The following is a 12,987-nucleotide window of genomic DNA, read 5'->3' on the forward strand; positions in this document are numbered from 1 at the left end:
AATAATTGAAACTTCTGTATTTTCAGTTCGTATAAATGGGTAATACTATTTTTTTCAGGAGGTAAAAATGTTTAAGTTGAGAAGCTGCTATCTTATATTAGTCCTCTTACTAACGGCCTGTACTCAGGAGGCAGTCATTCCAAAAGAACAAGAAAAAAATGATGATAATATCGTGGTGACACCAGATGGAAAAATAACCTTTGAGATTATTAAAAATATCGAGATTTCACAAAGCAAAGTAGAATCATTAAAAGATGAACTTCTAATTGCCTATCATGATATTCAAAACTCAATTCAAACGGATTATGTTCCATCCGAGAGAATAAAAGTATATCTTAATGCAGGTAATGACTTATCTTGGGGCCTGAGGTCGGAAATCTATTTATATGGTGTTAAATCAAATTTCTATCCACTTGTTCATGAATTGACACATTCTATACTAGGCTATGGCAACAATTTTGATGCAAGTAATGGCTATTTTACGCAAGAAGGGTTTGCTACTTACATGGAAGATAAGTATGGAAAAAGCTCATATACCAATCAGTTTGTGAAGTCTTTTATCGATTCAAATACATTATTACCTATTAGTAATTTAATAGACCCAACTCAAGACGATTCTTATTTTCGACCAGATATTACAAGTGAAACAAGGTTCACCCTAATGAGGATGAGCTATATTCATTCAGCTTCATTTATTAATTACTTAATTGAAACTTATGGATTAGAAAAGTTTGAAAAGATATACAACGAAAAAAATGTAGCAAATAAAATAGAGGAAGTATACGGGAAGAATGTTAGTGAAATAGAGAAAGAATGGGTAGCTTTTATTAAACGTAGTCCAGAACCAACAAAAGAAGAAAAAATAAAAATGAGAAATTATTCTGAATTAACTTCTTCACTTATTAATCAAATTGATGCCAAGTATTTTTCTAGAGATACTACAAATGACTAAGGACGTTCTGTTATATGAGAGAAAGAAAAAAACAGCTATTCCTACTAAAAAATAGCTGTCTAAACTATAATGCTAACAGTGGAAATGGTTGAATCAGCTTATAATGTTGCTTGTGTGTTAACGGAAATAGTGAGCAAGTGTCAATCTAGGCGAAAGACCTTATGTATCACCTCTAGGGTACCCATACAGTATGGTAATCTCTTAAAATGCTTTAATCCAATACTCACACAATCATCAATATCATTTGGAAGTCGCCATCGATTTATAAATTTAGCCCGTGTAACCTTAATTGGTACAGGGCTTTTTTTATTTTTACAAATCATCGCTTACAAAAATAAAAATAGTGTTCTATGGAGAGGGGGATGCCTAATTAAGTAAGAGAATAAGTTGACAACGATATATAATTACATTATTGTTAATAACGTTAACAACTACATTAACGAAAGGGGATAAAATGTTGGTTTTACAAAAATTACAAGACCAATTTAGTTATGAATTAGTGAAACTAAGTGCGGACGGAGGAAATTTATTAGCTGCACGACTTTTTACTCTTTTATTGTTTTCATCTAAACCTTTAAGTTTACAAGAAATGGCCAATCAATTAGAAGTCACAAAAGCTGCAGTCAGCATCCGAATTCGTGATTTAGAAGCAAGTGGGTTATCTGTGAAAAAGTCGAAAATAAGTGATCGAAAAGATTATTACTATATAGCGGAGGATAATAGCCTAGTTATGGCTGAAACACTTTTGGCGAAAATGAAGCAATTTTTATTAGGTACTGAAAATATATTAGAAAACTGGCCAGGAGAGGCAGAAATTCAAGAAGACCATTTGGATGACTACCTGATAGCTAAAAAAAGAATACAGGATTTTCATTTGATTTATCAGCTTGTTTTTCAGCGAATTGAGGGAATTGAAGAGGAATGGAGATCCAAAAGAAACAGTACTAATTAGGAAAAAAGACATTTAAAACAATCAGCCATAGCCATTATAGAAAAACATTAATAGGAGGTAATTATATGTTCTTTCGAAGAGCTCAGATTGCAGATAGTACTATATTAAGCAATTTAGCCTATAAATCAAAAGCTTACTGGGGATATACAGAAGATTTTATTCAACAATGTAAAGATAAAGATGCTTTAACTGTAACAAAAGACTATTTAGAAAAAAATACCGTTTATTTAATTGAAAATGATAACAAAGTAATTGCATTTTATAGTTTTGCCATTAATGAACAAAAATTAGATGCACTATTCTTAGACCCCGACTATATTGGTAAGGGGCTTGGGAAAATAATATGGAATCATTTATTAAATAAAGCTAAGGAGTTAGAATTAAGCGAATTTACAATAGATAGCGATCCCAACGCAGAAGGTTTTTATTTAAAAATGGGGGCAAAAAATATAGGTTCTACGCCATCTACTGTATTTCCTCAACGTAGCCTCCCTCTTTTGAAGGTTAAAGTTAATTAAAGAATGTTTAAACTCCAAAGGTGTTTTGGAGTTAACTTTAATATAAGGGAAGCACAACAATTACAGAATGGGGATTATTATGGAAAAAGTAAATTTTTATAATAGTAAACTATTTAATAAAAATGCTGAGAGAATTTTCTTGATACAAAAAAATAAAATAAAAATGCTTTTACCTGATGTAGATATACAGCACGTCGGTAGCACAGCAATTCCAAATAGTATAACTAAGGGTGATCTAGACATACAGGTACGCGTTTATGCTAATGAATTTGCGAAAGCTGTGGAACTTCTTTCAAATTTATATGAAATAAATGAGGAGAGTATTAAAACGGATACTTTTAGAGCATTTAAAGATGATACAACTAGTCCACCTTTAGGGGTGCAATTAACTGTTATTGATGCTGATTTTGATTTTCTATGGAAATTTAGAGAAGTCTTATTGGCAAATAAAAATTATCGCGAAGAATATGATAATTTAAAGAAGGAGTATGAAGGTAAATCCATGGATGAATATAGAGAAGCAAAAGATGAATTTTTTCAAGGATTAATGGAAACTCCCGAGTTTAAAAAATACGGTAGATAAAATTCACTACTACTTACAGATTAAAGACCAAAGCCTAAATACTACTGTAACGAAAGAAATTATTGTTTCATATTAGAGAGGATGAAAGTTAAATGGAAAGGAATTTCCCTATACTTGAAACAAAAAGATTAATTTTAAGAGAAATAACTACAGAAGATACTAATGATGTATTTAAATATTTATCGGATAAAGATGTTGTTAAATTTATGGGGATATCACCTTGTCAAAACATAAAAGATGTAGAAGAAGAAATTGGGTGGTATAAATCAATATATGTAGAAGCTTCAGGAATAAGATGGGGAATAACAATGAGAGATACTGGCACGGTTATAGGTAGTTGTGGTTTTCTCAATATGCTTACAAAACATTATCGAGCTGAGGTCGGATATGAATTAAGCAAAATTTACTGGGGACAAGGGATTGCAAGTGAAGCTCTAGAAGCAGTTGTTAAGTATGGCTTTCAAAATCTCCAATTAGAAAGAATACAGGCTTTGATTGAACCAGCAAATGTATCTTCGCAAAAACTAGTAGAAAGACAGGGCTTTATAAAAGAAGGTTTGTTAAGACATTATGAATATACTTGTGGTAAGTTTGATGATTTATTTATGTACTCTATCCTGAAAAATGATATGAGTTAATAAAATATAGTTTAGATGATGTACGTTGTAAACAAAAACTAAAATAATCGGATTGACACTTGATGCACAAAACGTTGATTTTTTTTAAAAACAAGTAACCCATATTCTCTAAAATGAGTATATGGGTTAGATAATAGCTTATAATTGTGATTAGACATCTTCATGCAAGTAGATCTGTATAAGACCAAGACAGCTAAATACCGTCGTGGTCTATAATGTATTGTAAAAAATGATTTGCTGGATAATCATATTAATATTTCCTTTTTGTAATCAATCCGAATTCATAAATAGCTTCTAGCTTGCCATTATTAAATTCTAAACTTACCATAGAATTTTCTTCTACACCGTTCTTTCCTTTATAATTAAGTTTATTTTCATCTGTGTGCAAAGCTCCGTATCCTACGATTTCTTTTACGGTTTCTTCACTCATACCAATTTTGAGCTTTCGAAACATTTCAGGCGTTATGGTTGAAATTTGTTTTGTCGGTTTTTCCTCCTCTGAGAAGATCATTTCTATCGATTGGCCAACTATCAATAATCCAATTATACTAATCAAAATTAAAGCGATTTTTTTAGGCCATTTTGGTGGAGTGACCTCTCTATAATAATAAGTTCTATTTGCTGACTCTCTGACTATTTCTGGGTGATTATATTCAAAATGAGTTTCTTTTTCTATAATCGTATAATCTTCTGAAACGGCACCACAATATTCACATACATATATATCTTTATATTCTTTGTGAGATTTTTTATATGAATTTGTAGCTAAACAGTTAGGGCAATTTTTCATAAATCCTTCTCCTTACCTTTGTCACTTCTTTCGGGTTGTGTCTTCAACAATCGTATGACAATATTCTCATTTTATTAACACTAAACCCTCTTTATAAACGTTCTTAAACATTACTGGCTAAACTATTAGGACAGTTATTCAACGACATACATCTCTCAATCTCTTCTTCTAATTACTATTTTAGGAAACTTAGTATGAATTGTATAGAGACAAATTGAGAATAAAAAAATTATTGTTGTCACAGCTGGTGAGAATCAAGTGATTATTTTTGAGGAAAAGTGTGCTAAAGGCGCAGATGAAGAAACGAATACAGGTAGCAAAGTAAAGACCAGAAGCTCAAATGAGTTACTGGTTATTTGTTGTGTATTATGTATAAAATATAAATTTAACCATTAGGCTGTATAACTTCCTAGTAAATCATTATACGAGTAGGCTTAAAAAAGCCGAGAAAATAAGCTATAATGTAATTCTAGAGAACTAGTAATGGGGCAGATTTTATCATAATTTTAAAGCGAGGAAGATGGAGATACAGTAGTTTACTCTCCATATCCCATTTCATATTTAGAAGATTGAGAGGGCTTGTATCAGTAGAACAAAAGTCCATTTGGTGAAAAAATGTATTTGGGTAGGCCAAGTAAAAAGAAGTATGATGTTATTTACTTATAAAAGTATTGGAGAAATTATATGAAATATACTTGTCCTTGTTGTGGATATAGAACATTAGGCGAAGAACCACCCGGAACTTATGATATTTGTGAAATTTGTTTTTGGGAAGATGATGGAATTCAATTTTCTGACCCTGATTGTATAGGAGGAGCTAATATTCCATCCTTAAGGCAAGCACAAAAAAATTTTATTGTATTTGGAGCTTGTGAAGAAAGATGTATTGAATTTGTAAGAAAACCTAATGAAAAAGACGAAAAAGACCCTAATTGGAAACGTATAGATTTCCAAGTTTTGAAATAGAAAAAATTTACCGTTATATGACGGATGAAGAACTTGCACAAAATTCAGAAGCGATAAATGATGATCTACATGCAATTTATTATGAAAAATGAGCTTCATGTAATACCCACCATGGGAAAATTGATCCATATAGTTCCATAAGAAAACCCAGGTACTTGTGTATCTGGGTTTTTATTCTTTTTCAAATTGCTATCATTTAATTTAATTTAGATAAAGTATCTATAATGAAAATCAGGATCATAAGTCCAATTACAATTACGAAAACCTTACCTGAAGATTTTTCATTTTGCACATCATTTTGAATTTCGTTACGTATTCTCTCTGACACTTCTCTCGTTTTTTTCGTTGTTGTTTTATCTTCAAAAATTGTATTACAATACTCACATTTCACAAATACTAAACCATCTCGATATACTTTTTTAAAAGGAGTATTGGCTAAACAATTAGGACAATTATTCATACATTCCACCTCGATTTATCTATCTTCTATTTACCATTTTAGGAAATTTGACATGAATTGTATATATAAATAAAATAAGTCATCAAATTTATGGAAGAGTATTTAATATCATTAATAATGCAAATATCAGATTTATTTTTGACTCATGAAGTATGTTTGACACGAACGGATAAAAGCTTTAAAAATATTGCGATAGAGATACACCTGATTTCAGCGAGATATTTTGGTGGCTTTCAAATAGTGAATTACTAAAGGTATACGATGAAATTTTAAAAGCCCAGGTACTCAATTAATTTTGAGCCGGGGCTTTTTCTGACTAACAGTTCTTCAGTTATAGATAAAATCTAAACTATTTCAGAGAATAATTTTTCATTTTAACCTATGATAAAATGAGTTGTCAATAATAAATTTGTGGAATTACTAAAAAAATGTTATAATAATGTTACAATTATTTTTAAAATCGTATTTTTGAATTCTGAAGTCCTTTTTGCTGATAGAGTTTGGGTACGTTTTTTTAATATCCTTTTATAAGCCAAAGAAAAAATCAAAACAATTATGTGAGCTTTTAAGGAAGTTAGTTGAAAATAAATTTATTAATTTACTATCTAATTGTAATTAAGTTTTTTATTCCTTAAGGAGGACTAAAATAATGAATCTAATCAATAAGAAAGTTACACACAAGCGTTTTGGTATAGGTAGTATAGTGAAGCATAACGATTCTAGTATTGAAATCCATTTCGCATCGGAAAATAAAAAGTTTGTTTATCCGGATGTATTTGGAAACCATCTAATATTACATGATAAAAGTGATGCTAAATTACTTGAAGAAATTATACAAAAAAAGGAAAAAGAACGAAAAGAAGAGGAACTAAAAAAGGAGGAGGAAAAAAAACAACAACGAAAAAAATTGGCACTTCGCTTGGAACATGAAAAACTTATGAAAAACCATAAACTACATCCATCCTCTCAAATGGTTTTTTGGTGTGACACAAATGAACAGAATAGTGCTTTTTCAGAGTGGAAAGTTTTTTCAGGAATATTGAAAAGTGGTAATAACATAGGAAAGCCAAACAAGCCGAGCCGATTGCACCCAAATAGTGCTGTCGTCTTAACAGCAATAGATCCCAAAATGCCTGAAAAAGACAGACGTATTTTAGGTGTCTATATGGTGAAAGAAGATTTTGTTGGTAAAATTTGTGAAGATGGATACATTCCAGCTCATTCCTTATACAGAATTCAGCTTACAGAACAAGAATCGAATCAGTTACTTTTCTGGAAATATTATATAAACGAAAAATCCCCTGAAAAAATAATATGGAAAACAGGTAAATATCGTTATTTTGAAAATTTGTGGATGGCACAAATTTTGCTTGATATAGTTTCGTTGAAAAGTGATTCAAATGAACGGGAGCTGGCACAACAATTTTTCAAACATTTTTGTAAAATGAATCAGATATCAGCTCAAGAATTACCAAAACCAGATGGTGCATTAATGCGTATTTAGACATTAACCCAAATATTATGAGGATGACTAAAAACCACTCTTGATAGAGTGGTTTTGAAATTAGATAAGGCATGTTCAAACAGTATTGTAGCAATGGCATCATACGTAAATGGTTTAGGTGCAGTTACATTCGTTTCTGGTGATTCGTGGAAAGCTACTTCATTGAGCATGACAAAGAAATAAATTATTCAAGGGACGCTCATATTGAGTGTCCTTTAATTTTTTGATACTAACTGGTTTGTATTAAAAATAATGAGATGGCTTTTTTTTATTATTTAAATACTGTTCTCTTACTAATTGTGCGTAGTCCTTTACTATTTTAGAAAGTGTGTCAGTATCTACAGAAGGAAGTGAAGGCATAATTTCAAAAAGTTGAGGGTCAAAAGATAAGGTTTTTCCTTTATATGTAGCAATAATTATTATTTTTATGAATCCAATATCCCCAAATGTTTTGTAGTGCTCACTTGTGATTAGTATCTCTTTTTGAGGGTGCAATTTAACCCATTTTCTTACACGGAATTTTTCCATTGAAACACCACTCCAATTATGATAATTTAACACTTTATATTTTATCATTAATTCCTATAAAAGGGTGCTTATATATGTATAATTTTAACTTTTAAAATAATAATAACCATTTTTATCAAGGGAAGATTTCCTGCAATATGGGGGTAAAAAACTAGTTGAGTTATAAAATGGTATATGAAGATCCGTTTGTGTACAGCAAGGGACCCATTTGGGTTGATGAATCGGATTTACCATTTTAGTGAGTCATTTATATGTCAAATACACAAATACTCAAAAATTTGTATGTCATAACACTTAGAGAATTACAGAAGCAAAATAAGTTTCAAGAACATGCAGCTTATGAAATGGCTAGCGAAGTGGCGTAAAAATGAACCTTAACCAAACTATTTGAAAACAAAGTAAAATGGGACAAGCACATCAGGCAAGAGCATTCTGAGTTGAAGGGACAGAACTATCTTGATTGGCGGTTGTAAGTAATTCCTGATAATCAATAAAAAAACCGACCATTTAGTCGGTAATATTTCATTATCAATATTGGTTAATAAAGAATAAAAACCAAACTGCGTGATTCTGTTCATCTGAAGCATTGGAACTGAATTGATTACTAATATAAGGAATATTATATTCTCTAGCAACACGATGATAAAATTCCACGGCTTCTTGTTCATCTTTAAATGCCGTTAAAATACCACTCTTAAAGTTCTGTGGCAATGTTTCGTTTATTTGTAGAGTTGGTTGTTGAGCTGTAAGGTAAGTATAGGTATAAACAAAACCTTGGTAATGTCTTATTTCATCTTTTTGTATTTCTAGTATACGATTTTTAACTTCCTCATTTGGAGCAAGCTTTGCCAATTGTTCATAATATCGAATAGCATTATATTCGCCGTTAATGGCTTTATTAAGGTCGAGAATTAATCTATTGTTTGAAGTTGGTTGTACAGTGTATTGCAAAGGTTTACCCTCCTTTTTTATATTTTAATGTCACCTTTTAAGGTTTAGGAGAAGCTCTAGTAATCGACTTTTTAACTTGCATTAATTCATTTATTAAATAGTCTATTTGCTTTTGAAGAGCCTTTACTACCTTAGATTGATCACTGGATTTGAGGATTTTGGTTATTTGTTTTTTTTAAAGCATTTGATGCTAAACCTGCTGCAACAGCAGATAGGCCATCACCCAAAGTGAATTATTTTTGGTCATTTCAATCAATAACCTCTTTACTTACATAGTGATGAATTACCACAACCGTATTCTATGTATTGCGTTACATAAAGGTGACAGCTCACAATCGGGTTACAGACGATACAGCATACAGATGAACAAATAATGAGGGGGAGAACCATTCATATTAGTAAAAATCGAAGAAATCTAAATCGAAAGCGCCTTTGCCGATTCAATAATTTGCTCATATAACTCATTGGCTTTCTTGAAAAGACTATTTAACAACAATTGGGTATAAGGGTGCCCATATAGAAAGGCTGTAGCGTGTTCACGCTTCTGCTCGAATTGGTTTATGCCCTTTGATGGCTTGTCAGATAAGTCATGATAACTCAGCTTGAAGGCAAACCTATGCTAAAAGAAAGAACACTACCAAAGGCAGCAATCGGCTTAGGCGATCCAATTATGCAGGATGCAATTAGACGTTCGAAAAATAGGAAACGTGTTACTGAGTATGAAAAGAAGCTTTTTGAGGTTCAAAGTTTAAACGAAGGAGTTGCTGGTGATAGAGAGGTCCAAGTGTTGAACTGGATGTTAGACGGCAAGTCCCAGCGATGGATAGGGCTACACATGGCTCTATCAGCAACAAGCAATAAACGTATTAAGGATAGCATCGTTAAGATGATTGCATGAATTGGGGCCTTGGCTCCTACGAATTAATTGCCACAATTAAAGAGTGTGGCAATTAATAAGATTTATATTTAGGTATCAGTTATAACCTTCACGCAAATTAATAATCAATACTAATCATGGTATATATTATTCGTCCTCAAATACCTGTTTTATATTTAGAGATATTTTTTTCCTTTTCAAAAATAGAAGTATTCTGTTCATATTTTTGGGGATTAGATACCTTTTCAAGCTCTTGTATCAACATATACTCTATATCTATAGACTCTTTCATGTTTTCTTTGGTTTGTTTTACCTCCTTAACAAGTACTCTAACTAATTTTTGTCCATTCGATTTCACAAGATATGTACGTATATATCCATCTTCATATCTGGTTTCGAATTTAGGTTTGATATTTTTTTCATTTTCGTCTTCATCTTTGTTTTTAATTCCAAATAAATCTAAGAGGCTTTCATTTTTTATATTTTTATTTACCTCAGTTTTCAAATAATTTAATGTATTATTGGTTTGGATTTTCATCAATAATTCTCCTTAATTACAAAATATTTTAAATTAAACACTTTGAAATAGGTTTAATTTAGTATTTTTTATACGTTATTATACCTTATATAGTTAAAAATTGGAGGTTTTTGAAAATTCATTCAGTGCTTTTAACATCAGTTTGCTGATATACAAATATTATAGCATTCATGACTACACTATAATTTGTTCATGTACAAATGTAATAGATGTATAAATGTTACATTCGTTACACATTAGGTATTTAAAATCTTTTCTTGTAAACTGGAGGGGAGGTTGGAGACAGAAAAATGTTTCCTCTCTTGGTATTTATAAAAAACCTAACTATTAGGGAAAGACATACTTACGAGCGGCCAGTGCTGAACAAACTTGTTCGAAGCATCCCATACAACGCCAGCCCATTTTTTTAAGAGATTAAGTAATTCTAGTAAATCAAAAAGCCGCCGAGTCCGAGTGTAACAGTACCATTCATAAGCTTAGAGGATTGGAGAAAGCAATTTAGTGCAAAATAAAGTTTGATTAGTATCGTTATTATTTTAAAGTAATCAAATTTGTTTTGTATTTAAGTAAGAAAAATTATATGCGAAATTTATCAATGTGGTAAAATAAACCACAATAAAGTATTGAAATAACAGAAAAGATATTTAATAGGAGGTTGAGTGTATGAATGAAGAAAAGAATAATAAAATACATATTTTAGCGATATTATTGATGATATCGTTATTGGTTGCGGCGTTTGTAATTTTTTTCTTAGGTCATTACATGGTGGGTTCTATTTTATTTGTAATTTTTATGCTGATTTTGAATGCTATTAGTAGTTGGCAGAAAATGAAAAATGATGAGTACATCCATTTGAAAAATTTTAAAAATAATGAGAAATGGTAATTGGCAGGATTGAAAATCATCATTATCAAAGCCCAGGTACTCATAAATTTGAGCCTGGGCATTTTTAATGAACATATGTTAACTCTATCTTTTTAGAAGATAACGACAATTTATCTACTTATTCAAATGTCATTGTCCAATTTCCGTCGGCTGAAATATCAAAGAAATAAAACTAGCTATGATAACTATTATTACAGCTCTGGTGAATTCTCCCCAAATTATGTATATTTGTGTATGAGGAGGGATTAGATGCAAAGAGTTATTCACCTAATAATCATTTCGTTGGTTGGAATATATTTCGTGTATGGTTTGTCTAGTATATTTTTAAACACCCAAGGAAATACAGCTGCGGACTTTATAATTTTAGCTATTTTATTAGTACTAGTTGCTCTATTTGAGGGATTTTTAATTCAACTTTATAGAAGAAAATATAGTGCTAAAGCTATAAAAGCACGCAAAGAAAGAGAAGCTAATAGAAAGAGAGAACAATTCGATGCAGAGAGTAAAGTACTTGGTTCAAGAGCTCGACAACAACTATTCAATGCAGATTTATGTATTAAAGTAAAACATACAGCTGGTTTACCAATTGCTGAAGGTGCTGAAACCTTTGTTTACAGATGCACAGATAAGGTCATTTTTGAGAGGGGTCAAGACACAATCGAGTTAGATATAAATAAAGTTACCGATATTCTAATAAAAACAGATGTTGAGATTCAAAAAAGCTGGGTAAGTAATGCTGGAAGAGCTATAGCGGGGGATAATATTTTTGGTTCGTTAGGTGCTATAATTGGAGGACTAGAAAAAGAAAAAACAAGTACTGTCATAGAAAAGTATTTAATTTTTGCTTATGAAAAGAATGGTGGGCAAAAATATATATCTTTTGAAGTCACTAAAGAACCTAATGCAAACTTATTTAATTCAAATTATTACAATCTCTCCCATAACGAAAGAAGATTTACGAGTCTATAGAGTGCCAAATTGGTGCTCTTTTTTGTATTTGAAATTAGTTTTGAATAGTATAGAAAAGAATTGTAAATGCGGCTACAGAACAACAAAAACCAAGACAGCTACATGATATGCTCCCTATTAGGTAGACAGATAAAAAAATAAAATCTGTTTATCTAAGGGGAGTATTTTTTATGGGCGAAGCAAACATCCACTCGAGTTGAAACTATATATCCCTTCAATTGTTCGAAGAAGGTCACTATTCTATCAATGAATTGTGTGAAAGGTTTTCAATAGATAATCAAACTTTTCATAGATGGAAAATGAAATTTGAGGCAGGTGGACGTGAAGGATTACAAGAAACTACTTCATGTAAGTTCTATTCAAAAGAGTTAAAAAAGGTTATATAGCGTGATGACAGCCAAGTAACAGAGTTAGTTGCTCGCAAGTGGTATTCGGATAATCCGAGGGCAGAGGTGACGATTGAATGGTAATTTGGAAGGATTAAATCAAAAACCGGCAGATTAAATCTGCCGGAAAAAATTAATTTAAGTTATTTCCAAAACCATAATTTGCTTTAGGGCCAGAAGCTCCTTGAAGGTACTCTGTTTCAGCAATTTTAATTTGTTGTCTTACTTGGTTCGCATCAGTCTCAGTTCCGAATTCTACGTTGTTCGTTGATCTCACAAAATTTTGATTTGAAAAACGACCAGAAGCTTGATTTTTGTTAGCTTCAGCTTGCTGGATTTTTTGTCTAATTTGGTCAGCAGTTTGGTTCTTATTTCGATTTTTTGACATGGATTTCACCTCCTCAAATTAGTCTGTTGTCTGTTCAGAAGAGGTTTTATTATCACTAGGAATTATTATGTAATACTCATGAAGGTACTGATCTTTGCCGAT

17 protein-coding genes and 1 pseudogene are annotated in these 12,987 nt (G+C 31.3%); 12 read left to right on the forward strand and 6 right to left on the reverse strand.

Features of this window, described 5'->3' with window-relative positions; translation table 11 throughout:
- The first annotated feature begins 67 nt into the window (after nt 1–67).
- From ACOZBY_RS09870 to ACOZBY_RS09890, 5 genes are all read left to right on the forward strand, one after another.
- Nucleotides 68–952, forward strand: coding sequence for a peptidase MA family metallohydrolase (locus ACOZBY_RS09870; protein WP_012294739.1), 885 nt, complete (start codon nt 68–70; stop codon nt 950–952).
- A gap of 454 nt (nt 953–1,406) precedes the next feature.
- The gene (locus ACOZBY_RS09875) at nt 1,407–1,904 is read left to right on the forward strand and encodes a GbsR/MarR family transcriptional regulator (protein WP_139015336.1); all 498 of its coding nucleotides are present in this window, start codon (nt 1,407–1,409) and stop codon (nt 1,902–1,904) included.
- Between the two features lie 65 nt (nt 1,905–1,969).
- Complete coding sequence (locus tag ACOZBY_RS09880) at nt 1,970–2,422, forward strand: GNAT family N-acetyltransferase (protein WP_012294737.1); 453 nt, start codon at nt 1,970–1,972, stop codon at nt 2,420–2,422.
- A 79-nt stretch (nt 2,423–2,501) separates the two neighbouring features.
- Nucleotides 2,502–3,005, forward strand: a complete 504-nt coding sequence (locus tag ACOZBY_RS09885) for a GrpB family protein (RefSeq protein WP_036161851.1) — start codon at nt 2,502–2,504, stop codon at nt 3,003–3,005.
- Nucleotides 3,006–3,097: 92 nt separating this feature from the next.
- Nucleotides 3,098–3,643: a GNAT family N-acetyltransferase gene (locus ACOZBY_RS09890; RefSeq protein WP_012294735.1), complete on the forward strand. Its 546-nt coding sequence runs from the start codon at nt 3,098–3,100 to the stop codon at nt 3,641–3,643.
- A gap of 250 nt (nt 3,644–3,893) precedes the next feature.
- Here the strand turns inward: ACOZBY_RS09890 and ACOZBY_RS09895 are convergent, their stop codons facing one another.
- Entirely contained in the window at nt 3,894–4,433 is a 540-nt protein-coding gene (locus ACOZBY_RS09895) for a hypothetical protein (protein WP_036216464.1), read from the reverse strand.
- A 684-nt stretch (nt 4,434–5,117) separates the two neighbouring features.
- Between ACOZBY_RS09895 and ACOZBY_RS09900 the strand changes: the two genes are divergently transcribed.
- Complete coding sequence (locus tag ACOZBY_RS09900) at nt 5,118–5,399, forward strand: CPCC family cysteine-rich protein (RefSeq protein ID WP_036216462.1); 282 nt, start codon at nt 5,118–5,120, stop codon at nt 5,397–5,399.
- Nucleotides 5,400–5,595: 196 nt separating this feature from the next.
- On the opposite strand, the gene ACOZBY_RS09905 is transcribed toward ACOZBY_RS09900, so the two are convergent.
- Nucleotides 5,596–5,859 carry a hypothetical protein gene (locus tag ACOZBY_RS09905; protein WP_012294730.1) on the reverse strand — a complete coding sequence of 88 codons (264 nt, stop codon included), beginning with the start codon at nt 5,857–5,859 and terminating at the stop codon, nt 5,596–5,598.
- Nucleotides 5,860–6,508: 649 nt separating this feature from the next.
- On the opposite strand from ACOZBY_RS09905, the gene ACOZBY_RS09910 reads away from it, so the two are divergent.
- Nucleotides 6,509–7,363: a hypothetical protein gene (locus tag ACOZBY_RS09910; protein ID WP_012294729.1), complete on the forward strand. Its 855-nt coding sequence runs from the start codon at nt 6,509–6,511 to the stop codon at nt 7,361–7,363.
- 243 nt (nt 7,364–7,606) lie between these two features.
- On the opposite strand, the gene ACOZBY_RS09915 is transcribed toward ACOZBY_RS09910, so the two are convergent.
- Nucleotides 7,607–7,891, reverse strand: coding sequence for a hypothetical protein (locus tag ACOZBY_RS09915; protein WP_036216456.1), 285 nt, complete (start codon nt 7,889–7,891; stop codon nt 7,607–7,609).
- A 528-nt stretch (nt 7,892–8,419) separates the two neighbouring features.
- Nucleotides 8,420–8,842 carry a ferritin-like domain-containing protein gene (locus ACOZBY_RS09920; protein ID WP_031416121.1) on the reverse strand — a complete coding sequence of 141 codons (423 nt, stop codon included), beginning with the start codon at nt 8,840–8,842 and terminating at the stop codon, nt 8,420–8,422.
- Nucleotides 8,843–9,458: 616 nt separating this feature from the next.
- Here ACOZBY_RS09920 and ACOZBY_RS09925 point away from each other — a divergent pair.
- Entirely contained in the window at nt 9,459–9,740 is a 282-nt protein-coding gene (locus ACOZBY_RS09925) for a hypothetical protein (protein WP_422762145.1), read from the forward strand.
- Between the two features lie 136 nt (nt 9,741–9,876).
- Here the strand turns inward: ACOZBY_RS09925 and ACOZBY_RS09930 are convergent, their stop codons facing one another.
- Nucleotides 9,877–10,257 carry a hypothetical protein gene (locus ACOZBY_RS09930; RefSeq protein WP_422762146.1) on the reverse strand — a complete coding sequence of 127 codons (381 nt, stop codon included), beginning with the start codon at nt 10,255–10,257 and terminating at the stop codon, nt 9,877–9,879.
- 663 nt (nt 10,258–10,920) lie between these two features.
- Here ACOZBY_RS09930 and ACOZBY_RS09935 point away from each other — a divergent pair.
- The 4 genes and pseudogenes from ACOZBY_RS09935 to ACOZBY_RS09950 form a co-directional block, all read left to right on the forward strand.
- Entirely contained in the window at nt 10,921–11,142 is a 222-nt protein-coding gene (locus ACOZBY_RS09935; protein ID WP_036161846.1) for a hypothetical protein, read from the forward strand.
- A 249-nt stretch (nt 11,143–11,391) separates the two neighbouring features.
- Complete coding sequence (locus tag ACOZBY_RS09940; protein WP_197224587.1) at nt 11,392–12,111, forward strand: hypothetical protein; 720 nt, start codon at nt 11,392–11,394, stop codon at nt 12,109–12,111.
- Between the two features lie 218 nt (nt 12,112–12,329).
- Nucleotides 12,330–12,497 (forward strand): helix-turn-helix domain-containing protein, encoded by a 168-nt coding sequence (locus tag ACOZBY_RS09945; protein ID WP_422762147.1) that lies wholly within the window; start codon nt 12,330–12,332, stop codon nt 12,495–12,497.
- Between the two features lie 12 nt (nt 12,498–12,509).
- Nucleotides 12,510–12,581, forward strand: a pseudogene (locus ACOZBY_RS09950) (hypothetical protein); the annotation flags it as partial.
- 49 nt (nt 12,582–12,630) lie between these two features.
- Here the strand turns inward: ACOZBY_RS09950 and ACOZBY_RS09955 are convergent.
- Nucleotides 12,631–12,885 (reverse strand): hypothetical protein, encoded by a 255-nt coding sequence (locus ACOZBY_RS09955; protein WP_422762149.1) that lies wholly within the window; start codon nt 12,883–12,885, stop codon nt 12,631–12,633.
- Between the last annotated feature and the right edge of the window lie 102 nt (nt 12,886–12,987).

Source organism: Lysinibacillus sp. NPDC056220 (assembly GCF_049315265.1).
GTDB lineage: Bacteria > Bacillota > Bacilli > Bacillales_A > Planococcaceae > Lysinibacillus > Lysinibacillus pinottii.

Coding starts and splice junctions, on each gene's coding strand:
- ACOZBY_RS09870 (WP_012294739.1), top strand. CDS start 68: ATGTTTAAGTTGAGAAGCTGCTATCTTATATTAGTCCTCTTACTAACG.
- ACOZBY_RS09875 (WP_139015336.1), top strand. CDS start 1,407: ATGTTGGTTTTACAAAAATTACAAGACCAATTTAGTTATGAATTAGTG.
- ACOZBY_RS09880 (WP_012294737.1), top strand. CDS start 1,970: ATGTTCTTTCGAAGAGCTCAGATTGCAGATAGTACTATATTAAGCAAT.
- ACOZBY_RS09885 (WP_036161851.1), top strand. CDS start 2,502: ATGGAAAAAGTAAATTTTTATAATAGTAAACTATTTAATAAAAATGCT.
- ACOZBY_RS09890 (WP_012294735.1), top strand. CDS start 3,098: ATGGAAAGGAATTTCCCTATACTTGAAACAAAAAGATTAATTTTAAGA.
- ACOZBY_RS09895 (WP_036216464.1), bottom strand. CDS start 4,433: ATGAAAAATTGCCCTAACTGTTTAGCTACAAATTCATATAAAAAATCT.
- ACOZBY_RS09900 (WP_036216462.1), top strand. CDS start 5,118: ATGAAATATACTTGTCCTTGTTGTGGATATAGAACATTAGGCGAAGAA.
- ACOZBY_RS09905 (WP_012294730.1), bottom strand. CDS start 5,859: ATGAATAATTGTCCTAATTGTTTAGCCAATACTCCTTTTAAAAAAGTA.
- ACOZBY_RS09910 (WP_012294729.1), top strand. CDS start 6,509: ATGAATCTAATCAATAAGAAAGTTACACACAAGCGTTTTGGTATAGGT.
- ACOZBY_RS09915 (WP_036216456.1), bottom strand. CDS start 7,891: ATGGAAAAATTCCGTGTAAGAAAATGGGTTAAATTGCACCCTCAAAAA.
- ACOZBY_RS09925 (WP_422762145.1), top strand. CDS start 9,459: ATGCTAAAAGAAAGAACACTACCAAAGGCAGCAATCGGCTTAGGCGAT.
- ACOZBY_RS09930 (WP_422762146.1), bottom strand. CDS start 10,257: ATGAAAATCCAAACCAATAATACATTAAATTATTTGAAAACTGAGGTA.
- ACOZBY_RS09935 (WP_036161846.1), top strand. CDS start 10,921: ATGAATGAAGAAAAGAATAATAAAATACATATTTTAGCGATATTATTG.
- ACOZBY_RS09940 (WP_197224587.1), top strand. CDS start 11,392: ATGCAAAGAGTTATTCACCTAATAATCATTTCGTTGGTTGGAATATAT.
- ACOZBY_RS09955 (WP_422762149.1), bottom strand. CDS start 12,885: ATGTCAAAAAATCGAAATAAGAACCAAACTGCTGACCAAATTAGACAA.